22 protein-coding genes are annotated in these 22,968 nt (G+C 52.6%); 16 read left to right on the top strand and 6 right to left on the bottom strand.

Features of this window, described 5'->3' with window-relative positions; genetic code table 11:
* Positions 1 to 16: 16 nt before the first annotated feature.
* The 11 genes from ACOT1A_RS15765 to ACOT1A_RS15715 all read left to right on the top strand — a co-directional run bounded on the left by ACOT1A_RS15765 (position 17) and on the right by ACOT1A_RS15715 (position 12,608).
* A complete protein-coding gene (locus ACOT1A_RS15765; RefSeq protein ID WP_016240210.1) occupies positions 17 to 352 on the top strand; it encodes a zinc ribbon domain-containing protein in 336 nt (111 codons plus the stop codon).
* A gap of 46 nt (positions 353 to 398) precedes the next feature.
* Entirely contained in the window at positions 399 to 3,890 is a 3,492-nt protein-coding gene (locus ACOT1A_RS15760) for a phage tail tape measure protein (RefSeq protein WP_421625523.1), read from the top strand.
* A gap of 2 nt (positions 3,891 to 3,892) precedes the next feature.
* A complete protein-coding gene (locus tag ACOT1A_RS15755) occupies positions 3,893 to 4,231 on the top strand; it encodes a phage tail protein (protein WP_022648882.1) in 339 nt (112 codons plus the stop codon).
* The gene (locus ACOT1A_RS15750) at positions 4,228 to 4,986 is read left to right on the top strand and encodes a phage minor tail protein L (RefSeq protein ID WP_016240208.1); all 759 of its coding nucleotides are present in this window, start codon (positions 4,228 to 4,230) and stop codon (positions 4,984 to 4,986) included. The genes ACOT1A_RS15755 and ACOT1A_RS15750 overlap by 4 nt, the downstream gene beginning before the upstream one ends.
* A gap of 2 nt (positions 4,987 to 4,988) precedes the next feature.
* A complete protein-coding gene (locus ACOT1A_RS15745; protein ID WP_023296258.1) occupies positions 4,989 to 5,699 on the top strand; it encodes a C40 family peptidase in 711 nt (236 codons plus the stop codon).
* Positions 5,699 to 6,286 carry a tail assembly protein gene (locus ACOT1A_RS15740; protein ID WP_000440211.1) on the top strand — a complete coding sequence of 196 codons (588 nt, stop codon included), beginning with the start codon at positions 5,699 to 5,701 and terminating at the stop codon, positions 6,284 to 6,286. Before ACOT1A_RS15745 ends, ACOT1A_RS15740 begins: the two co-directional genes overlap by 1 nt.
* 52 nt (positions 6,287 to 6,338) lie before the next feature.
* Positions 6,339 to 9,896 carry a host specificity protein J gene (locus tag ACOT1A_RS15735; protein WP_421625522.1) on the top strand — a complete coding sequence of 1,186 codons (3,558 nt, stop codon included), beginning with the start codon at positions 6,339 to 6,341 and terminating at the stop codon, positions 9,894 to 9,896.
* Between the two features lie 42 nt (positions 9,897 to 9,938).
* Positions 9,939 to 10,253 (top strand): hypothetical protein, encoded by a 315-nt coding sequence (locus ACOT1A_RS15730; protein WP_017382568.1) that lies wholly within the window; start codon positions 9,939 to 9,941, stop codon positions 10,251 to 10,253.
* Positions 10,254 to 10,925 (top strand): hypothetical protein, encoded by a 672-nt coding sequence (locus tag ACOT1A_RS15725; protein ID WP_023305937.1) that lies wholly within the window; start codon positions 10,254 to 10,256, stop codon positions 10,923 to 10,925.
* A gap of 107 nt (positions 10,926 to 11,032) precedes the next feature.
* Complete coding sequence (cor, locus tag ACOT1A_RS15720; RefSeq protein ID WP_063959193.1) at positions 11,033 to 11,266, top strand: phage exclusion lipoprotein Cor; 234 nt, start codon at positions 11,033 to 11,035, stop codon at positions 11,264 to 11,266.
* A 58-nt stretch (positions 11,267 to 11,324) separates the two neighbouring features.
* A complete protein-coding gene (locus tag ACOT1A_RS15715; protein ID WP_421625521.1) occupies positions 11,325 to 12,608 on the top strand; it encodes a phage tail protein in 1,284 nt (427 codons plus the stop codon).
* Between the two features lie 93 nt (positions 12,609 to 12,701).
* On the opposite strand, the gene ACOT1A_RS15710 is transcribed toward ACOT1A_RS15715, so the two are convergent.
* Positions 12,702 to 12,968, bottom strand: coding sequence for a DinI family protein (locus ACOT1A_RS15710; RefSeq protein ID WP_047359570.1), 267 nt, complete (start codon positions 12,966 to 12,968; stop codon positions 12,702 to 12,704).
* Positions 12,969 to 13,067: 99 nt separating this feature from the next.
* Between ACOT1A_RS15710 and ACOT1A_RS15705 the strand changes: the two genes are divergently transcribed.
* Both ACOT1A_RS15705 and ACOT1A_RS15700 read left to right on the top strand, forming a co-directional pair.
* Entirely contained in the window at positions 13,068 to 13,307 is a 240-nt protein-coding gene (locus tag ACOT1A_RS15705) for a hypothetical protein (RefSeq protein ID WP_001137970.1), read from the top strand.
* On the top strand, positions 13,307 to 13,627 hold the full coding sequence (locus ACOT1A_RS15700) for a hypothetical protein (RefSeq protein WP_000505182.1): 321 nt from the start codon (positions 13,307 to 13,309) through the stop codon (positions 13,625 to 13,627). The genes ACOT1A_RS15705 and ACOT1A_RS15700 overlap by 1 nt, the downstream gene beginning before the upstream one ends.
* A 263-nt stretch (positions 13,628 to 13,890) precedes the next feature.
* On the opposite strand, the gene ACOT1A_RS15695 is transcribed toward ACOT1A_RS15700, so the two are convergent.
* Both ACOT1A_RS15695 and yeaG read right to left on the bottom strand, forming a co-directional pair.
* Positions 13,891 to 15,174 (bottom strand): YeaH/YhbH family protein, encoded by a 1,284-nt coding sequence (locus ACOT1A_RS15695; protein WP_023299884.1) that lies wholly within the window; start codon positions 15,172 to 15,174, stop codon positions 13,891 to 13,893.
* An 89-nt stretch (positions 15,175 to 15,263) separates the two neighbouring features.
* Entirely contained in the window at positions 15,264 to 17,198 is a 1,935-nt protein-coding gene (gene yeaG / locus ACOT1A_RS15690; protein ID WP_006809140.1) for a protein kinase YeaG, read from the bottom strand.
* A 432-nt stretch (positions 17,199 to 17,630) separates the two neighbouring features.
* Between yeaG and ACOT1A_RS15685 the strand changes: the two genes are divergently transcribed.
* Entirely contained in the window at positions 17,631 to 18,377 is a 747-nt protein-coding gene (locus ACOT1A_RS15685; RefSeq protein WP_023299885.1) for a MipA/OmpV family protein, read from the top strand.
* Positions 18,378 to 18,443: 66 nt separating this feature from the next.
* On the opposite strand, the gene ACOT1A_RS15680 is transcribed toward ACOT1A_RS15685, so the two are convergent.
* Both ACOT1A_RS15680 and gapA read right to left on the bottom strand, forming a co-directional pair.
* Complete coding sequence (locus ACOT1A_RS15680) at positions 18,444 to 19,328, bottom strand: D-hexose-6-phosphate mutarotase (RefSeq protein WP_022647789.1); 885 nt, start codon at positions 19,326 to 19,328, stop codon at positions 18,444 to 18,446.
* Between the two features lie 74 nt (positions 19,329 to 19,402).
* Entirely contained in the window at positions 19,403 to 20,398 is a 996-nt protein-coding gene (gene gapA / locus ACOT1A_RS15675; RefSeq protein WP_006809136.1) for a glyceraldehyde-3-phosphate dehydrogenase, read from the bottom strand.
* A 341-nt stretch (positions 20,399 to 20,739) separates the two neighbouring features.
* Here gapA and msrB point away from each other — a divergent pair, with 341 nt between their 5' ends.
* Together msrB and ACOT1A_RS15665 are read left to right on the top strand one after the other, a co-directional pair.
* Positions 20,740 to 21,153 (top strand): peptide-methionine (R)-S-oxide reductase MsrB, encoded by a 414-nt coding sequence (msrB, locus tag ACOT1A_RS15670; RefSeq protein WP_022647790.1) that lies wholly within the window; start codon positions 20,740 to 20,742, stop codon positions 21,151 to 21,153.
* A 41-nt stretch (positions 21,154 to 21,194) separates the two neighbouring features.
* Positions 21,195 to 21,467 carry a YeaC family protein gene (locus ACOT1A_RS15665; RefSeq protein ID WP_165715758.1) on the top strand — a complete coding sequence of 91 codons (273 nt, stop codon included), beginning with the start codon at positions 21,195 to 21,197 and terminating at the stop codon, positions 21,465 to 21,467.
* A 51-nt stretch (positions 21,468 to 21,518) separates the two neighbouring features.
* On the opposite strand, the gene ACOT1A_RS15660 is transcribed toward ACOT1A_RS15665, so the two are convergent.
* Positions 21,519 to 22,772: a glycoside hydrolase family 18 protein gene (locus tag ACOT1A_RS15660; RefSeq protein ID WP_022647792.1), complete on the bottom strand. Its 1,254-nt coding sequence runs from the start codon at positions 22,770 to 22,772 to the stop codon at positions 21,519 to 21,521.
* Positions 22,773 to 22,968 lie beyond the last annotated feature (196 nt).

Below are 22,968 nucleotides of genomic sequence, written 5' to 3'. Positions count from 1 at the left end.
ATGCTGGGGAACCAAAATGGAAATTTTACTAGTTTCAATTGTTATAGGCTTAATTCCAGCCTTAATTGCTCAAAGCAAAGGAAGATCTTTCTTTGCATGGTGGGTGTATGGTGCTCTGCTATTTATAATTGCTTTTGTACATTCTTTGGTAATAAAGAAGGATGTTGCGGCAGAAGAAAAAGACTTAATTGAAAACGATGGCATGAAGAAGTGCCCATTCTGTGCAGAGTTAATCAAAAGCGAAGCTATTAAATGTAAGCACTGTGGTAGTGATTTAGCAGTCGATTCCCCACCGGTTAAGACTGATGAAGAATACCTCGAAGAAGCCAGGCAAAAGGTCTGGAAACAATAAAAATAAAACCGCTTCGGCGGTTTTTTTACGTCTGGAGTTAGACTAAATGGCAACTTTACGTGAGTTAATAATCAAAATTTCCGCTAACTCGCAATCATTCCAGACGGAAATTTCCCGCGCTTCACGTATGGGGCAGGATTATTACCGCACCATGCAAAATGGTGGCCGTCAGGCTGCCGCTGCCGCCCGAGAGAGCGAAAGGGCGTTATCTGATCTGACCGCTGGGTTTGCATCGGCAGGAAGAGCCGCTGCTGCTGCTACGGCCGCTTTTGCGACTGGTAAGCTCGTGCAGATTGCTGATGAGTGGAATTCAGTAAACGCCCGCCTTAAGCAGGCATCATCTTCAGCTGATGATTTTGCTGCCTCTCAGCGCCAGTTAATGGAAATCAGCCAAAGAACTGGCACCGCGTTTTCAGACAACGCAAACCTTTTTTCACGCGCAGCTGCTTCAATGCGTGAGTTTGGGTATAGCTCTGACGAAGTTCTGAAAATTACCGAAGCTGTTTCTACCGGTCTTAAACTTTCGGGGGCTAATACTCAGGAAGCGAGTTCTGTTATCACTCAATTCAGCCAGGCTCTGGCGCAGGGCGTTCTTCGCGGTGAAGAATTCAACGCCGTTAACGAAGCAGGTGATCGTGTTATCCGCGCACTTGCCGCCGGAATGGGCGTGGCCCGCAAAGACCTGAAGAGCATGGCTGACCAGGGGCAACTTACGATTGATAAGGTTGTTCCTGCATTAATGAGCCAGTTGGGCTCATTACAGGGGGAGTTTGCCAGCATGCCGCAAACTGTTTCCGGCTCCCTGCAAAAAGTCACTAACTCATTCATGGCCTGGGTTGGTGGTGTCAACCAGGCTACTGGTGCTACCGATGCGTTGTCTGGTGGACTGGATAATGTCGCACAGACGCTTGATTCTTTTACCTCATCAGCAGTGAGCGGTGCGCTCAGTGAAGTTGCTGACAATATGTCCACAATAACAACAGTAGCTGGTGCGCTTGTTGGCGTTGGGTTGGCAAGATATCTCAGCGGAGTTGTAACCAGTGCCACGAGTGCAACTGGTGCACTAATATCAGCCGCTAAGTCAGAGGTTGCTCTTGCTGTCGCGCAGGACAAAGCGGCTCAGTCCGCTGTTGCGGCTTCCAGGGCTGAAGTTTATCGGGCTCAGCAAGCAGTACAGAGTTCAAGAAGTGCAGGTGTTCAGGCGGCTCAGCAAGAGAAAGTCGCGGCAGCTGAAGCAAAAGTCACTGCTGCCCATACCAGACTGACTACCGCTCTTGCCAGTGGTACAGCTACGGAAAAAGTGAGAGCCAGAACAGCACTTGAACGTGCGCAGGCAGGGCTGGTAGCAGCTAAAAATGCCGACGCTCAGGCTGTCGCTGAAAGACGGCTGGCTGCCGCTCAGGGTGCCTTAAACCGTAACCTCTCAAATCGTGTTTCGACTCAAAGTAATCTCAATAGCGTGACATCTGTCGGTACCCGGCTCATGAGTGGTGCCCTTGGTCTCATCGGCGGAATTCCTGGTTTGGTAATGTTGGGTGCTGGCGCATGGTATGCGGTGTATCAAAATCAGGAGCAGGCCCGTCGCTCTGCTCTGGAATACGCCAGCACAATAGATGAAGTCAGTAAAAAGTCGAGGGCAATGTCTCTACCTGAAGCTTCAGACAATGCCGAGAAAACGCGCGCAGCATTGAATGAGCAGAATAGGCTGATCGATGAACAAAAAAGCAAGATTGAAAGCCTGAAAGAACAGATAGCTGGTTATCAGTCAGTGATCAGCAACCCCGGCCCAACGACCAGCGGTGGTTTCATGATTAACCACCTGACATCTTTGGACACTGTAACTCGTGGGCTGGCTACGGCTACAGAGCAGTTATCTGTTGAGCAAGAAAGACTTGCTCAGATGCAGGAAAAATCTGCTTCTATTCAACAGGTTCTTGAAGGGCTTGAACATCGGCGGGTGACATTGATTCGGGAGGAGGCCGCCAATCAGAACCGGGCTTATCAATCTCTCCTATTGATGAATGGCCAGCATGACGAATTTAACCGGTTACTTGGTCTCGGTAATCAACTCCTAATGGCACGTCAGGGACTGGCTAACGTCCCGCTCAGACTCCCTCAGGCCGACCTCGACAAAAAGCAAACTGATGCTCTCGAAAAGAGTCGCCGGGATCTGGAATTGTCACGCCTGAAGGGTGAGGCCAAAGAGCGCCTGCGTCTGAGTTATGCAGCCGATGACCTGGGGTTAACCAGTGATCCGCAATTCCATACAGGCCGTCAGGAGTTGATTAATAACGGTCTTGCTGAATGGCGGAATAATGAGGCCAACAAACCTAAGGCGAAGGGTGGTAAAACCGAAGGCGAGAAAACCGAGGATGTGTATAAGCGCCTTATCAAGCAGCAAAAAGAGCAGATTGCCCTGCAAGGCCAGAATACTGAACTGGCGAAGGTTAAATACCAGGTCAGCCAGGGCGAGCTTGCTTCTCTGACAGAAGCCCAGAAAAAGACGGTATTGCAGAATGCTACGCTGATTGACCAGGTTAAATTACGTGAGCAACTGCGAAATTACGAAGCCAACCTTGCCGACAGTAACGCCAGCGCCCGCGCAGCCAATGAAGCGCAACTGCTGGGATACGGGCAGGGAACCAGGTTCCGTGAAAGACTTCAGGAGCAGTTCAATCTGCGTAAGGAGTTTGAGCAGAAGAATACCGATCTTCTCCGCCAGCGTCAGGCTGGTGAAATCGACGAGACGTTCTATCAGCAGGGGCTGGCACTTAATAAGCGCTACCTCGAAGAGCGCCTGCGCGACCAGGAGGGATATTACGCAGCTTCTGATGCGCAGCGTGACGACTGGATGACGGGACTGTCTGAGGGTTATGCGAACTGGGTGGACGAAGCTACTGACTATTCTTCCTTGGCCGCTGACGGCATGAAGCAGGCTATGGGTGGCGCGGTCACCACGATCACCGACATGCTCAATGGCAACGTTGACAGCTGGAAGGACTGGGGCGTGAGCGTACTGAAGATTATCCAGAACGTTCTGGTGAACATGGCTGTTGCTAATGGCGTCAGCTCAATTGGATCACTGTTCAGTTTTGGTGCCTCGTCAGCCGCAACCGCCAGCAGCGGTACCGCTATTCAGAATGCTGGCGCGAACTTCACATTTAACGCGAAGGGTAATGTTTACGACTCTCCGTCCCTGAGCGCTTACAGCAATGGAGTTTTCCAGACGCCTCAGCTGTTTGCTTTTGCCAAAGGTGCGGGGATTTTCGGCGAGGCAGGTCCTGAAGCCATTATGCCACTCACGCGGGCACCTAATGGTGATCTTGCTGTTCGCGCAGTAGGGATGCCGCAGGTCTCTGGTGGCGTGCCTTCAGTTAACTTCGGCGATATCAATATTCAGGGCGGATCTCCACAGGCGTCCAGTCAGGGTACTGCCGGAGCAGCAGGCAGGCAGCTTAAGGATGCCATCACTGGTGTCATTAACGAACAGGCCAGCATGCCGGGCTCGCCTCTGTGGCGATTAATCAAGGGAGTTTAACCATGGCAGTCGAAACCTTCAGCTGGTGCCCAAAGGTTGCCTCTCAGGTTGATACAAGTTTTCGTACCCGAAAGGCGCAGTTTGGCGATGGCTATACACAGGTGGCCGGGGACGGCATCAACCCGGTAACACCTCAGTGGAGCGTGAGCTTTACCGGCGATGAGGCTTACATTCAGGCCATTAAAAACTTTCTGAACAGACATACAGGGTGGAAGTCATTTATCTGGAAGCCGCCGCTTGAGCCTTCAGGTTTATGGCGCGCGGAATCCTTCCAGATATCTACCCACGGCAACAAAAAATACACCCTCAGCAGCACATTCATACAGGCATACCATCCATGAGTATTTCATCTGATGTCCAGAAACTGGAACCGGGTAAGCGCGTCCGCCTGATCGAGGTGGACGGCTCAGCGTTCGGTGCGGGTATTCTTCGCTTTCACAACGAGACAATCCCGCATACCGAGGCGGAAATCATCGCCGCAGGCGGCGACGAGTCAAAACTTGAGCCGAAGTCGGTGTGGTGGCAGGGGCAGGAGTATGGCGCGTGGCCGTATGAACTGACCGGCATATCTGTCAGCAGTGACGGCCAGAGTTCACGGCCTTCTCTCACCGTTGCAAACATCAGCGGTACGATTGGCGCGCTGTGCCGCAGGTTTCAGGGGATGGCTAAAGCAAAGGTGATCATCCATGACACCTTCGCTCACTACCTGGACGCAAGAAATTTTCCTGGCGGGAACCCGACAGCGAATCCCAACGAGGAGCGCAAACAGGTTTATTACATCGACCGTAAATCAGGGTCAGACGATGAAACCGTAGAGTTTGAGCTTTCCAGTCCAGCCGATTTGCGAGGGCAACTCATTCCGACCCGGCAAATTCAGCCAATGTGCACGTGGTGCATGCGGGGCTGGTACAAAACCGGGAACGGCTGCACCTACGCCGGGCAAAACGGCTGGTTCGATAAAGACGGCAATCGGGTGGACGATCCTTCACAGGATGTTTGCTCCGGATTGCTGTCAACGGGCTGTAAACCTCGCTTCGGAGAGAATGAACAGCTGGATTATGGCGGGTTCCCCGGCGCTTCACTTCTGAGAGGATAATCATGCGCGACAAAACAGTTAGCGCCATTCTGGCGCATGCCGCCGCATCCTTCCCCGAGGAGTGCTGTGGCGTGGTTATTCAGAAGGGGCGGGTGGAGAAATACATCCCCTGCAAAAATAATGCTGAGTCACCGACTGAGCAATTTGAACTCAATCCTGAGGATTATGCGGCCGCCGAAGAGCAGGGAACTGTGGTGGCGATCGTCCACAGTCACCCCGGCGACGGGGCAACAACCCAGCCGAGCGAGCTCGACATGCTGATGTGTGATGCCACGGAGCTGCCGTGGATTATTGCATCGTGGCCAGAGGGCGACATTCGCACCGTCATGCCTCGCGGAGACCGCCCCCTCACAGGGCGCCAGTTTGTTCTCGGATATGCTGACTGCTGGTCTCTCATCATGGATTATTTCCGCATCGAACACGGCATTGAACTGCCCAACTACAGCGTAGATCGCCACTGGTGGGAGCAGGGTGAAAACCTCTATATGGACAACTGGCAGGAATGCGGTTTTCGTGAGTACGACGGTCCCGCTCAGCCAGGTGACATGGTTATCATGCAGGTTCAGTCCACCGTCCCGAACCATGCCGGGATTTTGCTTGATGGCAACATGCTACTGCATCACATGTATGGCCAGCTAAGCCAGCGTATTCCCTACGGTGGCTATTACCGTGACCGTACCATCAAAATTCTGCGTTATAAGGATTTGATGTAATGGAAAGAAAAACCGTTATCAAACTCAGCGGCTCAATGGCTCAGCGATTTGGCAGGACACATCGCCGTGCACTAACGTCCGCCAGCGAAGTTTTCAGGGCGCTTTCTAACACCATTGATGGATTTGATTCCTACCTGCGCGAGACCAGAGCGAAAGGGCTGGACTTTGTCATCTTCCGAAACCAAATAAACATAGGCAAGGAAGAGTTTGATCTTCTTGGGCCTGGTGATGAGCTCCGCATTATCCCTGTCATACGCGGTAGTAAAAGGGCGGGGCTCTTTCAAATTGTTACTGCCGCCGCAATTGCGGCCTTTACCTGGTGGAACCCAATAGGATGGGCAGCAAGCACACAAATGGCACTATATGCCGCAGCTGGTTCTATGGCCGTTGGCGGTGTAGTGCAGATGCTCTCTCCTCAGGTTTCAGGTCTGCGAATGCGTCAGGAACCTGATAACAAACCCTCCTATGCGTTTGGTGGTCCCGTTAACACGACGGCATCTGGCAATCCCGTCCCCCTGCTTTATGGGCAACGGGAAATTGGCGGCGCCATTATATCCGCCGGGGTTTATGCAGAAGATCAGCAATAAACCAAACCACGTACTGCAAGCCACCTGACGGTGGCTTTTTTATGGACGCGATATGACGACGACAATCATCAAAGGCCGCGGTAAAGGTGGCAGCAATCAGACCCGAACACCCGTTGAAGCACCGGACAGCATTCAGTCCATTGCAAGGGCAAAGGTGCTGATTGCGCTTGGAGAGGGTGAGTTCGCTGGCGGGCTTGATGGTAAAAACATTTTTCTTGGTGACTCATCTTCCTACACGCCTCTTCAGAACGCCGACGGAAGTTATAACTTCAATAATGTGAAATATGAGTTCCGTTCCGGTACTCAGGACCAGGACTACATTCAGGGCTTCCCCGGCATTGAAAACGAACTTCAGGTTTCATACGAGCTGAAACAGGCTGTGCCGTACGTGCGCGCGGTATCCAACACGCAGCTCTCTGCGCTGCGAATTCGCCTGGGATGGCCAACTCTTTTACTCCAGAAAAACAACGGTGATAAAGTCGGCACCCGCGTCGAGTATGCTATCGATCTGTCGGTCGATGGCGGGCCGTATGAAACGGTGGTTAACGGTGCTGTTGATGACAAAACCACGTCGCTTTATGAGCGCAGTCACCGCGTCAATCTTCCGAAAGCCTCGACTGGATGGCAGTTGCGGGTTCGCAGAATCACGCCGGATTCCACGAGCGTGAATATCGTCGACACCATGCGCGTCGTGGCCGTTACTGAAATTATTGACGCCAAACTTCGCTACGTTAACACAGCGCTGCTGTATGTAGAGTTTGACGCAAAGCAGTTCCCTAATGGCATTCCTCAGGTTGTGTGCAATCCGAAAGGGCGAATCATCCGTGTACCTGATACTTATGATCCCGAAACCCGCACTTATTCTGGTACATGGGAGGGCGTATTTAAATGGGCGTGGACGGATAACCCTGCCTGGATTTATTACGACATCATTCTGAACGAGCGCTTCGGGCTGGGTCAAAGAATCGATGCGACTCAGATAGACAAATGGGAACTTTATCGCATCGCCCAGTATTGCGATCAACTGGTACCAGATGGCAAGGGCGGAAGTGGGACGGAGCCTCGTTTTCGTTGCAACGTTTATATCCAGGACCGTAATGACGCCTGGACTGTACTTCGTGATCTGGCGGGTATATTTCGCGGCATGACGTACTGGGGTGACAATAAGATGTATGTCCTGGCTGATATGCCACGGGATGTGTGGCACATCTATAACCACGCCAGCGTTGTTGAAGGAAAATTTACCTTTGCGGATCCGAGTGAAACCACCCGAAACACTGCCGCGCTGGTGAACTGGTCTGACCCAGCTAACCACTACAAAGACACGCCTGAGCCTGTTTACGATAACGATCTGGCCATGCGCTTCGATTATCGTCAGCTCGAAATGACTGCAATCGGCTGCACCAGGCAGTCAGAGGCAAACCGGCGGGGGCGCTGGGCGCTGCTTACCAACGGTATCGGCGAGGTGGTGACCTTCAGCACGGGCATGGACGTTCCCCCTGTTGGTGAGGTGATCGGCGTGGCTGCTAACGAGCTGGCCGGAAGAACTATCGGCGGCAGGGTGAGCGCGGTTAACGGCCGCAACATAACCCTCGATCGCGCTGCTAATGTGAAAGCCGGTAATAGGCTGTTTTTGAATCTTCCATCAGGCACAGCTCAGGCCAGAACCGTCCAGGCCGTTAACGGAAACACAGTCACTGTCACCACACCCTACAGCGAAACGCCGGAGGCTGAATGTAACTGGGGTGTGGACTCTGACGATCTGTTTATAGCGCTTTTCCGTGTTACGGGAACGCGGGACAACAACGATGGCACTTTCGAAGTCACCGGGACGACTTACAACCCTGACATCTATTCCGCCGTTGATACCGGCGCAAGATTGGACGAGCGTCCAGTCAGTGTCATTCCGCCAGGGGTTCAGGCTCCCCCAGGAAATATTTTCGTAGACAGTTACTCTAAGGTTAACCAGAACATTGCGATTACCACCATGCGCGTTGCCTGGGATGCTGTTCAGGGTGCAGTTGCGTACGAGGCGGAATGGCGGCGTGACAGCGGAAACTGGGTAAGCGTGCCCCGAACGTCTTCTCTCGGCTTTGAAGTGCAGGGTATCTACTCGGGTCGCTATCTGGTCCGCGTCAGGGCGGTGAACGCCAGCGACGTTTCATCAGTCTGGGCGACTTCATCAGAAGTGAATCTTACGGGTAAAGTGGGCAATCCGCCGAAACCGGTCGGCTTCATCGCTTCCGATAATGTGGTATTCGGTATCGAGCTGAGCTGGGGATTCCCGGCGAATACCGACGACACGCTGAAGACGGAAATTCAGTACAGCCTGACCGGTACCGAAGACGATGCGATGCTGCTGGCCGATGTGCCTTACCCGCAGCGCAAATATCAGCAGATGGGCCTTAAGGCAGGGCAAATTTTCTGGTACCGCGCGCAGCTGGTGGACCGCAGCGGCAACGAATCAGGGTACACAGAATGGGTGCGCGGGCAGGCAAGTATAGATGTTTCTGATGTCTCCAGTGTGATTTTGGAGGACATGAAGGAATCTCAGACGTTCAAAGACCTGATCGAGAGCGCAGTGGACGGCAATGCAAAAATTGCTGGTATGGCTGACGATATCAAACAGGCCAACGATGAACTGGCGCAACAGGCGCAGGAAATCGCCAAAAACGCCCAGGATATCGGGAAGGTTCAGACCAGCGTTACAAACCTGTCGAGCACGGTCGGGGGTGTGTCTTCTTCTCTGAGCGAGCTTGAGCAGACCGTTGCGACGGCTGATACCGCGCTGGGCCAGCGAATCGACAGCATCAGTGTGTCTATGGACGGCATGGCGGGGGGAGTGAAGAACTCCGCCATCGCGATTATTCAGGGCAATCTGGCTCAGGTGGCCGCGCGCAAAACGCTGTCTGCATCCGTCGCCGGTAACAGCGCGCAGCTGGATCGCATTGATGAGGTGATCGTCAACGAGAAGGAGGCAACGGCGCGTTCGCTGCTGAGTGTGCAGGCGGAAGTCAACGGGAACAAGGCATCCATCAACAGCCTGAACCAGACGTTCTCCGATTACCAGCAGGCCACGGCCACGCAGATAAACGGAATCACGGCGACCATAAACGGACATACGTCAGCCATTACCACTAACGCTCAGGCCATCGCGAACGTTAATGGTGATCTGAAAGCGATGTATAACATCAAGGTTGGCGTCGCCAGCAATGGACAGTATTACGCCGCAGGGATGGGGATCGGCGTCGAGAACACGCCATCCGGCATGCAGTCACAGGTCATCTTCCTGGCTGACCGCTTCGCCGTAACGCACCAGGCCGGAGCCACGGTGACCCTTCCGTTCGTTATTCAGAACGGGCAGGTGTTCATCAGAGACGCGCTGATAGGTGATGGCACCATCAGCAACGCCAAGATCGGCAACTACATCCAGTCCAATAACTATGTCGCTGGCTCAGTCGGGTGGAGGCTGGATAAGGGCGGTACGTTTGAGAACTACGGTTCGACAGCTGGTGAGGGGGCGATGAAGCAGACTAATCAGACGATTAGTGTCAAGGATGCCAACAATGTGTTGAGGGTGCAGATCGGGAGAATTACGGGAACATGGTAACGGGAGGCCTCTTACGGGGCCTCTTTTTTTCAGGAGAACTGGATGGCGGAATATGGTGTTCAGACATGGGACGCATCAGGCAAGGTAAACAACTATGGCGTTAAACCTGTCAGCGTTTGTGGCTATCTCCAGCTGGCCCAGAACCAGAAAACAGGCTCTTACACAGTAGCGCTTCCACCGGGTTGCAGGCTGACCTATTTTCAGAGCATGAACGGCGATCAGTTTGGTACGAGTCGGAGGAAGATCACCATTTCGGGGGGAACAGCAACAGTGTCAGCAGCAGGTGATACCGACTACTCAGCAGGGACTGAGCCTGCGGCAGCGGCTTATCTCATTTTCCAGATCGAGAGGGCATAAATGGCGGAGTATGGCGTTTTACTGACGACCACGAGCGGGGAAGTATGGGTGACCGCGAACAGCTCGCCAATCGCTCTTCAGGCGCGAAAGACAGCGGCACTTCAGGGAACATCGGGGTTCAATACCAAAGTGACGCACACATTCCCCGCAGGTCAGCCCGTTGTCGCGTTCGTTCATTGCACGGTTGAGGTCGAAATCACTCAGACGATAAGCGGGAACACCATCACGATTGATTTTCTCAGACCGAATGCAACCGGCACAGCGTACGTTTATTTTTTCTCTATTTTCCCGCAGACAAAGCCAGACTACGGGCTGGCTGTGTGGGATGCATCAGGGACGCTGATTTTAACAAACGAAACGCGCACACTGAGCGATGTAATCACCCTCGGTACAGCCGGGGTGGATGCCAGCTCAGGATATAACATCAATACAACTCTGGCGGGGAAGTGGGCCTGTATGCCTGCCATGCTGGGGCTAATTACCGGGGTTGTATCCGCCGGCGGTCAGCCGCAGCCCTACTCGGCCATATACAAAAGCATGGCAAAGCTTGAGGGAAGCAATACGCGGATATTCGCCAGGCCGCAGACAACCCCCGGCGGCAATCTTCAGAACGTTACGTATTCGAATCTGAGGAACGTGATTATGGCCATTAACTGCGCCAATTATGATTGATCGTTTTTAGCGATCAATTTCGAATAATTGATCTATCAAATCAATTATATCCCATTGATTCATATTGTTATTGTGTAGCTTCATGAATGCCCTGGGATATAACCACTATGAAAAATATGATTCTTTGCCTGGCGGTAGCGGTATTGCTCTCCGGTTGCGCTGGCGTTATTGAGAAGCAGCAACCCGTATGCACCGGAACAGCCCTGGTCGGCGGACAGGAAATCAGCGTCCAGATCTACGGAGTCCGCAAGCAAAACAATCAGACGCAGTACCGCGCCGGTTATCCCTTTAACTGGTCATGGGTGAGCGCCAACACATTCACCAGCACCACCTGCCACTAACCCATTCAGTTTTGAACAAACCCCGCTCCGGCGGGGTTTTTTATTGCCTGGAGAAAATATGCTTTATAACACTGGCACCATCGACATTAACGGAAATACAGCCACCGGCACCGGTACGAACTGGACGGCGCCAGCCAGCCAGATTCGGGTTGGCCAGACGTTGTTTGTTCTTTCTAACCCGGTACAGATGTTTCAGATCACCGCCATTAACAGTGCGACGTCATTGACGATTACACCCGCCGCGTCTCCGGCGCTGAGCGGCCAGAAGTACGGCATTCTTGTTACTGATAGTCTCTCGGTCGACGGCCTGGCGCAGAGCATGTCTCAGCTGATCAACGAGTACGACGAGAACATCGGCGCGTGGGAGACGTTCGCCACGACCTCAGCAAACCAGAATATCACCGTTACCATCAACGGCACCGCCGTAACTATCCCTGGCATTGGTAAACTGGCACAGAAAGGGAGCAACGGTGCGCTTGCTGTCGCAGACGGCGGAACCGGCGCAACGAATGATGCAGACGCTCGCACAAACCTCGGTTTGGGAAGCTCTGCAACAAAAAACACAGGAACAACGAGCGACAATGTCATGCAGCCCGGCATGTTTGGGCTTGGTCGTCCGGATGGGGCATTAATATTCAACACAACGAGCCAGGATGATCTTCTTGTTGGATTGACAGGATATGGGCTTACAGTTCTTCGAAATAATGCACAGATACCAGAGCCATGGAATATATGGAACTATTCACCGACAATATTTGCCCGGACAGGTGATACGTATAGCCTTTTTTCAATGCCTTTTCAGTCATCTGGCAAAGTTCGTATTTTTGGTGGTGCAGCAGCAACTGGATGGAATCACAGCAGGATATTATACGATGATAAAAACACAGTCGTGGATAGCAATGGCTTTATAAAGCAGGCATCCCCGGTCGTCAAAATCTTCACTGATGGTAAGTATGAAACTAACGACGAATCAGAAGGCGTCACGGTCACTCGTCTGGATATCGGGCAATATCTTATTGAAGGCTGTAAAGCACTCAACTCAGACGCTGCCTGGGGCGGTATCGACGGAGGATTTGAAATCCCCACAGACAGGAATAAGCAACCGCTCATATGGCTGGATTATGAGGTTAGCGCGGATGGTTCTGTGCTGGTGAAAACCTACCACCGAACTCACCCTGATGCGCCAGCATTTGCCAGGAATGAGCGTGATGGATTGGCAGATGGTGAGCCGGTTGACATCCCGGCTCACCAGTTCGTCAGCGTTCGTGTAGAAATGCCAGTTGACAGCATCTGGAATCAGAAACAAACGGAAGAGGCTTTAAAGCAGGAACAGGGCTCGTAAAAAACCGCCGCCCATTTTGTGTAAGAATGAGCGGCGGCTGATTGCTCAGTGTTCATGCCCGAGCAAACGTCGGGAATATTACCCGAACAATATCTACAGGCCAACCTGGCGAACGGTCGGGAACTCAGAAACCAGCCACATATCGGACTCTTCAAACATCTCCTCCAGCAAGCGGTTCAGTTTTTCCCGATCGCTTTTGCTGGCATCGCTGTTCAGGCCGTTCGCCTGCATCGGCTTCACCTTCACTTCGGCATCAGGGAAAATCTGGTGCACCCGCTTCGTCAGCTCGGCCAGTATGATTCCTCTGGCACCTTCGAGCCCCTCAACATTGCGTTTGTCATAAACCAGTTCAACAAACATACCGATCCTCTTATAAGTGAAAACTGCCTGTGCTTGATCTGTTTTCGTGAAAATACTACTGTATATGCATACAGTCAATGAGCGAGTGAGGGTGCGTTTATGCCTCGTCAACCGAATATTCGTGCTGCTTTTATTGCGGCCATAGAGCTTAACCCAAAGGGCTACCGCTACCTGAGAACAGACCGCTTCATACAAAAGTTGCGTGGTTTTAACTGGCACTTTACCCGTGACGATGCAAACAAGTGGATAGAGCGCAACCAACCTGGTTTCGCTGATAAAACGACAGATGGTAGCGAAAACCGTTACTGGATCTTGCGTAACATGGGGAGGGTTCACTAATGGGATTTGCATCACCTGCGACTGATTACGTCGAGCGCCAGCTCACTCCCGAAATACTGTGTCACATGGGCGCTGATAGCAGGGTGCTCGAAACTGATATGGGGTTTGCGGTCATAGAGCCAGCAACGAAAAAGACGCCTGGAGATGTGTTGTTAATTTTGTGCGACGGCCACACACAATTTGCAAAACTCATGGGCAAGGCGCTCATTACGGATGATGGTGAAGCGATTGAGGGAGCAGCGCTTGAAGAAGTGGAAGTGCTGGGTAGGGTGACATTCTTCATCAATCGTGCATTAGATGATGATTGCCCTGCAATATAGATAAATTTCCCCATGCTTCACTGACGAATAACCAGCCATAAGCGGCTGGTTTTTTTTGTGTGGTTTTGGTCGGCACGATAGGATTTTTCCTCCATCGCATGATGGCCATCCTTAAAGCTCAAAGGAAGTTTATCATTATCACTTCTTCAAAATCGCATTCCCCAAAATAAAAGCTAAGCGAATGAAAAATATAGTGAAAATTAAGAATGAAAATGCAATAAAATCAGCCAGAAAAACATGGTTAACTGGCTGATTAATAACATTTAATTGGAGGTTGTAGAACTCTGTTTCTGGAACAGTTCCCGGAAGACCGGATAGATATCATCCTGGTCTCGAATGTGCTGCATCGCAAAGTTATCGAACATCGCTTGCAGATGCTCATACTCTCGCCACAGCGTCTGGTGGGCGCGACGGGTAATTTCAATGTAACTGTAGTAGCGCACCACCGGCAGGATCTTCTTCGCCAGAATTTCATGACACAGGGGTGAGTCATCCGCCCAGTTATCGCCATCCGATGCCTGTGCGGCGTAGATGTTCCACTGCGCCGGGTCGTAGCGCTCCTTTACCACCTCATCCATCAGCTTCAGGGCGCTCGACACGATGGTGCCACCGGTCTCCTGCGAGTAGAAAAACTCATGCTCATCCACCTCTTTCGCCTGAGTGTGATGGCGGATGTAGACCACCTCCACGTTCTTATACGTTCTGCTCAGGAACAGATAGAGCAGAATATAAAAACGCTTAGCCATATCCTTGGTGGCCTGATCCATTGAACCTGACACGTCCATCAGGCAGAACATCACCGCCTGGCTGGAAGGCTCCGGACGTTTTTCGTAGTTCTTGTAGCGCAGGTCGAACGTGTCGATAAACGGTACCCGGTCGATCTTCGCCCGCAGTTCGGCGATCTCTTTTCGCAGGCGCTCCTCTTCCAGTAGTTGCGCCGGTTCGGTATTTTCCACCACTTTCAGGCTGGTTTCCAGCTCGCGCAGTTCGCGCCGTTTGCCTGCCGTCATCGCCGTGCGTCGCGCCAGCGAGTTTTGCAGTGAACGCACCACGCTGATGTTGGCGGGCACCCCGTTTGCGGTATAACCCGCGCGATGGGTTTTGTATTCGTTGAGCTGACGGTGCTGATTCTTTCTCAGATTCGGCAGGGCCAGATCCTCAAACAGCAGGTCGAGATATTCGTCTTTTGAAATCTGAAAGACGAACTCATCCTGGCCTTCACCGTCCTGGCTGGCTTGTCCCTGACCGCTGCCAGAACCGCCGCCTCCGCCTTGTGGCCGCTCGATTCTGTCATTCTGGACGAAGTGGTCATTACCTGGGTGCACGCGATGGCGAAGACCGCCACGCCCCTGATGAAACATCGGTTCGCTGATGTCATCGTTGGGAATGGAGACGGATTCGCCGCTGTCGACGTCGGTCACCGAGCGTTTGTTGATGGCCTCGGAGATCGACTGTTTAATTTGCGCTTTATAACGGCGCAAGAAGCGCTGGCGATTCACCGTGCTCTTGTTTTTGCCGTTAAGACGCCGGTCAATAAACCAGGTCATATATCCCCCGTACTGCATTTGCCAACTTGCAGCGTCCGTAAGTGCCGGACATTTTGTTGGCCCGGTAAGCGCGTTACCGGGCACTTGTTTTAAGACGATTTACGCACGCGCAGATACCATTCACAAAGCAGGCGGACCTGTTTGCGCGTATAGCCTTTTTCCATCATACGGTCGACAAAATCGTCGTGCTTTTTCTGCTCGTCGGTTGAGGTTTTGGCGTTGAACGAGATAACCGGCAACAGCTCTTCCGTGTTAGAGAACATTTTCTTCTCTATAACCGTGCGTAGTTTTTCGTAGCTGGTCCAGTTTGGATTGCGGCCGTTGTTATGCGCTCTGGCGCGCAGCACGAAGTTCACAATCTCGTTTCGGAAGTCTTTCGGGTTGCTGATCCCGGCCGGTTTCTCAATTTTTTCCAGCTCTGCGTTCAGGGATTCACGGTCAAACAGCTGGCCGGTATCCGGGTCGCGGTACTCCTGATCCTGGATCCAGAAGTCAGCGTAGGTGACGTACCGATCGAAAATGTTCTGGCCGTATTCGGAATAGGATTCCAGGTAGGCGGTCTGGATCTCTTTGCCGATAAACTCGGCGTATTTCGGGATCAGGTAGCCTTTCAGGAACTCCAGGTAGCGTTCAGCCTGCTCCTGTGGGAACTGTTCACGTTCAATTTGCTGTTCCAGCACGTAGAACAGATGAACCGGGTTGGCGGCCACCTCCGCGTGGTCGAAGTTAAAGACGCGGGAGAGGATCTTAAACGCGAAACGCGTCGACAAACCGTTCATCCCTTCGTCGACCCCGGCGTAATCGCGGTATTCCTGGTACGATTTCGCTTTCGGGTCGGTATCCTTCAGGCTTTCGCCGTCATAAACGCGCATTTTGGAGTAAATGCTGGAGTTTTCCGGCTCTTTCAGGCGCGACAGAATCGAGAAGCGCGACAGCGTTTCCAGCGTTCCCGGTGCGCAAGGGGCATGGACCAGCTCACTGTGGTTGAGCAGTTTTTCGTAAATCTTGATCTCCTCGGAGATCCGCAGGCAATAAGGCACTTTGACGATGTACACGCGGTCAAGGAACGCCTCATTGTTTTTGTTGTTACGGAAGGTCACCCATTCAGATTCGTTCGAGTGGGCGAGGATAATCCCGTTAAACGGCAGGGCGGAAATACCTTCCGTCCCGTTGTAGTTCCCCTCCTGGGTGGCGGTCAGCAGCGGATGCAGCACTTTGATCGGTGCTTTAAACATCTCGACAAATTCCATAATCCCCTGGTTGGCGCGGCACAGCGCACCGGAATAGCCGTAGGCATCCGGGTCGTTTTGCGCGTGATGTTCCAGCTTACGGATATCGACTTTACCCACCAGCGCCGAGATGTCCTGGTTGTTCTCGTCACCGGGTTCAGTTTTAGCAATGGCGATCTGCTCGAGGATAGACGGCCACACTTTCACGACGCGGAATTTGGTGATGTCCCCACCAAACTCGTGCAGGCGTTTTGCCGCCCACGGCGACATGATCGTACCGAGATAGCGATGCGGAATGCCAAACTCTTTTTCCAGAATTTGCGCATCCTCTTGCGGATTAAACAGGCACAGCGGATGGTCATTGACCGGGCTGCGCTCGCCGTTGGCGCTCAGCACATAGATCGGCACGCGCTGCATCAGCGCTTTCAGCCGTTCAGCCAGGGAGGATTTACCCCCGCCGACGGGACCCAGCAGGTAAAGGATCTGTTTCTTCTCTTCCAGCCCCTGAGCGGCATGCTTCAGGTAGGAGACGATCTGCTCAATGGCATCTTCCATACCATAGAACTCTTCAAACGCCGGGTATCGGGCGACTACCCGATTCGAAAAAAGACGGGAAAGCCGTGGCTCCAGGGCAGTATCAACCATGTTTGGCTCACCGATAGCCATCAATAGCCGTTCTGCCGCATTGGCATAGGCACTGCGATCTTGCCGACAAATGGTAAGAAACTCCTGCAGTGTGAACTCTTCGTCCTTGGCAGCTTCGTAGCGCTGGCGATAGTGATCGAATATATTCATGGCATGCCGTCCTTTCGTTTTTTAGCACAGGATAAGAGCCGTTCGTATGAGTAGTGGAGGCTCCCGGAAGAGAATCTTTCGCACCTCACTGCCAGAGCAGCAACCTGTGTGCCAGGTCGAAGGCTATGAACCGCAGGGTGTTCAGCAAAACCTCTTCTTAAATTAAAGCGTAGATGGCAATTGCAAAACTTGCATACGGATAAAATCTACTTTCAATGACATATCAATAACTCATCCAAAAATTTCCACTGCGGTTATAAGCGAAAAGGGGGTTTTTCATTTATCGGTCACATAAATGAAAGCGGGATGTCATCTGAAAAATGAAAAATAACGGGTTAATCAAATGGATTCGCGCGCAAAAAATTTTGGGATGTACGGGAATGGCGGTTACACTTCACCCGCTGATTATTTGACTACAGGAAAGAATGGATTGTGACCAAACTCAAACTTCTGGCATTGGGCATCCTTGCCGCTACCGCAGCGAGCACCGTACAGGCTGAGAGCCAGTGGACTGTTGGCGCGGGTGCTGGCGTGATCAACAGCCCGTACAAGCAGTATGACCGCGACGTTTATCCTGTCCCCGTTGTCACCTATGAAGGCGATAACTTCTGGTTCCGTGGATTGGGCGGCGGCTACTATCTGTGGAACGATACGGCCGATAAGCTCTCCATCATGGCCTATTACGACCCAACGTACTTTAAACCAGGCGACAGCGACAGCAATGCGCTTCGTCAGCTGGACAAGCGCAGAAGCTCACTGATGGCCGGGCTTTCTTACGTCCATAATACCCAGTATGGCTTCCTGCGCACGGCGCTGGCGGGCGATACCCTGGACAACAGCAATGGCTTCATCTGGGATCTGGCGTGGCTTTATCGCTATACCAACGGCGCGGTGACCCTGACGCCGGGTATCGGTGTGCAGTACAGCAGCGAGAATTACAATGACTACTACTATGGCGTGTCTAAGGCTGAGTCTCGCCGCAGTGGTCTGAAGAGCTACAGCGCTGATGATGGCTGGGATCCGTACCTGGAACTCACCGCCTCCTATAACTTCCTCGGCGACTGGAACGTGTACGGTACTGGCCGTTATACCCGTCTGAGCGACGAAGTGAAGGACAGCCCGATGGTCGACAAGTCCTGGTCCGGCATCTTCTCCGTGGGTGTGACCTACAAGTTCTGACCAGAACGTGATGTATTAAAACGGGGCGCTTGCGCCCCGTTTGTTTTTTATGGTGCCTGATAAATATTAGCGCTTCACAATCTTGATCGTTTGGCCTAAGCGGGACGGTTTTTCTTCGCTGGTTTTCTGCGGGGCGGTCACGCACGCGGTTTCCACACACACGAAGGTCTTGTAACCGTCATCCGGGATATCAGCCATGCTGACGGAAAGGGCAGGGCCCGGGTTCCAGCCCACCACGTTGCTATGGTGGTGGTGAACCACGTCAATGCCGCGGTTCAACGCGCTGTCGTGGATGACGCTACAGGCTTCCGGGTGCAGATACACGCGGTCGGTACGGTCCGGGAAGCTCTGAACGCCGTCGTCCAGCCTGCCTTCTTTCGCGTTGTCCACTTTGTCGATAAAGGTATCGCCAAGTCCGCTCACCTTAACGGCCTGAATGTCGCCTACGTTGAAATAGGTGTGCAGGGCGGACGTTGTTTCGAATTCGCCGTGCGCTTCCAGTTCAATCTCGCAGGTTTTACCCAGCTTGAAGCGGGCATAGAGGGTGAATTCATGTGGCCACAGGGCGCGCGTTTCATCATTTGCCTGAAGTTCAAAGGTCAACACCGCGCCGTTATCATCTTCGTTGTGGGCTTTCAGCGTCCACTGCTGGTTACGGGCGAAACCGTGAGACGGCAATCCCTGCTGCGCTGACGGACCAAACCATGGCCAGCAGATCGGTACGCCGCCACGGATCGCCGCCCCTTTTTTGAACGAGGTGGCCTCGCTCAGCCACAGGCCTTCTTCTTCGCCTTCTGGTTTCCAGGAGAGCAGGTGGGCGCCATTGAGCGCTACGGAGGCTTTAACGCGCGGATGATCGACGACGATGATATCGGCGCCGTCAATCTGACGGCGGGAGAGCACAGGGGTAAGTTGTTCGACTACCGGAAGTGCAAAAATTTTATTAATCATTAAGCAATCCTCTGTCTAAAAACAATAAAAAAGGCGACCGAAGTCGCCTTTTAGGATCAAGCACTCATCTCAACTTATTTGGAGATGTGAGCGATCAGGTCCAGTACTTTGTTAGAGTAGCCAGTTTCGTTGTCGTACCAGGAAACCAGTTTCACGAAGTTGTCGTTCAGTGCGATACCTGCTTTAGCATCGAACACGGAAGTGCACACTTCGCCGTTGAAATCGGTAGATACAACGTCGTCTTCGGTGTAACCCAGAACGCCTTTCATTGGGCCTTCGGAAGCAGCTTTGATTGCTTTCTTAATTTCTTCGTAAGAAGCAGCTTTTTCCAGACGAACGGTCAGGTCAACAACGGATACGTTAGGAGTTGGAACGCGGAACGCCATACCAGTCAGTTTGCCATTCAGTTCTGGCAGTACTTTACCTACTGCTTTAGCAGCACCGGTAGAAGATGGGATGATGTTCTGAGCCGCGCCACGGCCGCCGCGCCAGTCTTTGTGAGACGGGCCATCAACGGTTTTCTGAGTAGCGGTGGTAGCGTGAACGGTAGTCATCAGACCTTCGATGATGCCGAAGTTGTCGTTGATAACTTTAGCCAGCGGTGCCAGGCAGTTGGTGGTGCAGGATGCGTTGGAAACGATGTCCTGGCCAGCGTAAGTTTCGAAGTTTGCACCGCGAACGAACATTGGGGTGTTGTCTTTGGAAGGACCAGTCAGAACAACTTTCTTCGCACCCGCAGTGATGTGTTTACGTGCAGTTTCGTCGGTCAGGAAGATACCGGTAGCTTCAGCTACAACGTCAACACCGATTTCGTTCCATTTCAGGTTAGCTGGGTCTTTCTCAGCAGTAACGCGGATGGTTTTGCCGTTAACAACCAGGTGGCCGTCTTTCACTTCAACGGTGCCGTCGAAACGACCGTGAGTTGAGTCGTACTTCAGCATGTACGCCATGTATTCAGCGTCCAGGAGATCGTTGATACCAACGATTTCGATGTCAGAACGTTTCTGAGCAGCACGGAAAACAATACGGCCGATACGGCCAAAACCGTTGATACCTACTTTGATAGTCATATATTCCACCAGCTATTTGTTAGTGAATAAAAGGTTGCCTGTAAAATTACAAAAACCTTACGCAGCGTCAAGCGGAATCGTGTCAATCATTGCGACAAATCAATCCTGTGACTAACGTTTGTGCGACTGACTCGCCTCACTTTCCCTTTGAGCTAGCAACCACATGGGGGCTGCGCCCGGAATTTTAAAGGCCTCGCAGGATTAAAATGTGAAATTGATCACAATTGCCTGACCGCCTTTTCGCGACACATAAGTTTAGATCAAAAGTGCACGCGCGGGTGTTAATGTTTTGTTAGAATCTGGGTTAAAAGAGGTCTGTTTCAACAGCGAGATGTAAGCATATGTCGAACCAACATAACCCCGACGATTTGAAAAAAAACCTTACAGAGATGCAGTTTTACGTAACGCAAAATCACGGCACGGAACCGCCGTTTACCGGGCGTTTGCTGCACAATAAACGGGAAGGCGTCTACCACTGCCTGGTGTGTGATGCACCGCTGTTTAACTCCCAGACTAAGTACGATTCTGGCTGCGGCTGGCCAAGCTTTTACGAGCCTGTCAGCGATGATGCGATCCGCTATCTGACGGACTCCTCGCACGGCATGGTGCGCACCGAAATTCGTTGTGGGAATTGCGACGCCCATCTCGGGCATGTCTTCCCGGATGGCCCGCAGCCGACGGGGGAGCGTTTCTGCGTAAATTCGGCTTCGATGAGCTTTACCGATGACGAAAACGGCGACCAGACCAAGGGTTGAAAAAACGATTCAGCAAATTATTCCTTTGAAAGGGAGAGATCGTGAATATTGATGACATGATTGCAGGCATGACCCCGGCGGTTTATCAGCGCCTGGTGACGGCCGTTGAGCTGGGAAAATGGCCGGACGGTGTGGCGCTCACACCTGAGCAAAAAGAGAACAGCTTGCAGCTGGTGATGCTGTGGCAGGCGCGTCACAATACCAACGCCCAGCACATGACCATCGACACTAACGGTCAGATGGTGATGAAAAGTAAGCGCGAACTGAAAGAAGACTTCGGCATCACGCCGAAGCCGATTGCAACCTTCAAATAAATCTCCCATGTAGGCCGGGTAAGGCGAAGCCGCCACCCGGCACACTACACCTTAGTGCGGGATCCCAAGCGACTCCGCCAGCTGCTTCGCTAACTGGTTGTTGTCATCCGCGCCATACTCCCAGAACATCGCCCCGGCGAGACCTTTCTCCTTGATGTAATCTGCTTTAATCGCCACGGAACGCGGGTTCTCATAGGAGATCGCAAACAGCGCCTTCCCGTCGGCGGATTTTACCGACAGCCACGGCACCTTCGCCTGTTCGTCCCAGTGCTCGGTAAAGCGTTTCTGCGGATCGTTTAGCAGTTTGCGGACGATATCGTTGTATTTCACGTAGGTATCTTTGGTCAGGTCATAGCCAAGCGATTTGAACAGGCCCAGTTCCTGCGGCCCGAAGTAGGGCTGGGTGACCGGATTGTTTTGCGCGTCCGGTTTACTCCAGTCGATACCCGGTTCAACGGCGCGCTTCGGTACACGACCGTAAAAACCGATTCCGAGGTTCATTTGCTGCGGCTTTAGGCCGGCGGCCAGATAGTTATTCACCACAAAATCAACGCTGTATTTGTCTGCGGCAGCCACCGTTGGCCAGGCGCTGGAGTCATACAGATTCGCGTTAAAATACTGCGTCCCGTACGCCATGTCGTAGGTCATCAGGTTGATGTAATCGAGCAGGGGGGCAATGGCCTTCACATCCACCCAGCTTTTCGGACTTTCTGCATTTGCGCCCACCGCAATCGTGACCAGTTTTTTCTTACCAAACGCGTCACGCATCTCTTTTAACAGCGCGGTGAAATTATCCCTGTCGGCTGGGGTGCTCTCGACCAGTCCCCACGCGCCGTTGACCGGGAACTCCCAGTCGAGATCGATCCCGTCCAGGCCGTATTGACTGACGATCTGCTGCGCGGAGCGAATAAACACCGCGCGGCTCTCTTTGGTAGCCGCTGCGCCAGAAAAACCACGTGCGCCCCAGCCGCCAACGGAAAGCAGCACTTTTAAATTCGGGTTTTGTTTACGAAGCTGAGGAAGTAACGCCAGGTCGGATGCCACCTTGGGTGATAACCAGATTTGATGCAGTTTTGCCGGATCTTTCAGTGCAGGGTTGGTTTCGTCTTTCTCGTTGTTATAGACCAGACCAAACGAGTAGTTGAGGTGTGTGATCTGACGGACATCGAGTTTATTGATATCGCCACCCGGTCCGGCGGTAACATCGCCACCGCCATTGAAGTAGCCCACGGACATCAGGGGCGCGGCGGAAGCCAGTGACGCGCAAAGCAAGGGTAATGCTGCCAGCAAGGGCAAACGTTTCATATAAGTTCCTCTTTGACTGAATAAAAATAACCACGCCACAGAAAAGGCGTGGCGAAAAAACAGCCTGAAGAGAATACCATCGCCGCCTCGCTTGTGATGCGAGGGAGTTCACTTTATGGGAGATCGGGGAGGGGGTTTTGCCGGGAGGCGGCTTCGCCTTACCCGGCCTACAAAACCAGAGAAAGTAGGCCGGGTA

The organism is Enterobacter cloacae complex sp. SYL003 (assembly GCF_049236925.1).
In the GTDB taxonomy this organism is placed as follows: domain Bacteria; phylum Pseudomonadota; class Gammaproteobacteria; order Enterobacterales; family Enterobacteriaceae; genus Enterobacter; species Enterobacter intestinihominis.
The sequence above is the reverse complement of the archived record's forward strand: the minus strand, read 5'-3'. Positions and strand labels throughout refer to the sequence as shown.

What these genes read in the sequence shown, in the direction of transcription:
- ACOT1A_RS15700 (WP_000505182.1), top strand. Translation starts at nt 13,307, where the DNA reads ATGGGATTTGCATCACCTGCGACTGATTACGTCGAGCGCCAGCTCACT.
- cor (WP_063959193.1), top strand. Translation starts at nt 11,033, where the DNA reads ATGAAAAATATGATTCTTTGCCTGGCGGTAGCGGTATTGCTCTCCGGT.
- ACOT1A_RS15705 (WP_001137970.1), top strand. Translation starts at nt 13,068, where the DNA reads ATGCCTCGTCAACCGAATATTCGTGCTGCTTTTATTGCGGCCATAGAG.
- ACOT1A_RS15740 (WP_000440211.1), top strand. Translation starts at nt 5,699, where the DNA reads ATGGAAAGAAAAACCGTTATCAAACTCAGCGGCTCAATGGCTCAGCGA.
- ACOT1A_RS15715 (WP_421625521.1), top strand. Translation starts at nt 11,325, where the DNA reads ATGCTTTATAACACTGGCACCATCGACATTAACGGAAATACAGCCACC.
- yeaG (WP_006809140.1), bottom strand. Translation starts at nt 17,198, where the DNA reads ATGAATATATTCGATCACTATCGCCAGCGCTACGAAGCTGCCAAGGAC.
- msrB (WP_022647790.1), top strand. Translation starts at nt 20,740, where the DNA reads ATGTCGAACCAACATAACCCCGACGATTTGAAAAAAAACCTTACAGAG.
- ACOT1A_RS15710 (WP_047359570.1), bottom strand. Translation starts at nt 12,968, where the DNA reads ATGTTTGTTGAACTGGTTTATGACAAACGCAATGTTGAGGGGCTCGAA.
- ACOT1A_RS15760 (WP_421625523.1), top strand. Translation starts at nt 399, where the DNA reads ATGGCAACTTTACGTGAGTTAATAATCAAAATTTCCGCTAACTCGCAA.
- ACOT1A_RS15755 (WP_022648882.1), top strand. Translation starts at nt 3,893, where the DNA reads ATGGCAGTCGAAACCTTCAGCTGGTGCCCAAAGGTTGCCTCTCAGGTT.
- ACOT1A_RS15750 (WP_016240208.1), top strand. Translation starts at nt 4,228, where the DNA reads ATGAGTATTTCATCTGATGTCCAGAAACTGGAACCGGGTAAGCGCGTC.
- ACOT1A_RS15660 (WP_022647792.1), bottom strand. Translation starts at nt 22,772, where the DNA reads ATGAAACGTTTGCCCTTGCTGGCAGCATTACCCTTGCTTTGCGCGTCA.
- ACOT1A_RS15735 (WP_421625522.1), top strand. Translation starts at nt 6,339, where the DNA reads ATGACGACGACAATCATCAAAGGCCGCGGTAAAGGTGGCAGCAATCAG.
- ACOT1A_RS15730 (WP_017382568.1), top strand. Translation starts at nt 9,939, where the DNA reads ATGGCGGAATATGGTGTTCAGACATGGGACGCATCAGGCAAGGTAAAC.
- ACOT1A_RS15680 (WP_022647789.1), bottom strand. Translation starts at nt 19,328, where the DNA reads ATGATTAATAAAATTTTTGCACTTCCGGTAGTCGAACAACTTACCCCT.
- gapA (WP_006809136.1), bottom strand. Translation starts at nt 20,398, where the DNA reads ATGACTATCAAAGTAGGTATCAACGGTTTTGGCCGTATCGGCCGTATT.
- ACOT1A_RS15765 (WP_016240210.1), top strand. Translation starts at nt 17, where the DNA reads ATGGAAATTTTACTAGTTTCAATTGTTATAGGCTTAATTCCAGCCTTA.
- ACOT1A_RS15725 (WP_023305937.1), top strand. Translation starts at nt 10,254, where the DNA reads ATGGCGGAGTATGGCGTTTTACTGACGACCACGAGCGGGGAAGTATGG.
- ACOT1A_RS15695 (WP_023299884.1), bottom strand. Translation starts at nt 15,174, where the DNA reads ATGACCTGGTTTATTGACCGGCGTCTTAACGGCAAAAACAAGAGCACG.
- ACOT1A_RS15745 (WP_023296258.1), top strand. Translation starts at nt 4,989, where the DNA reads ATGCGCGACAAAACAGTTAGCGCCATTCTGGCGCATGCCGCCGCATCC.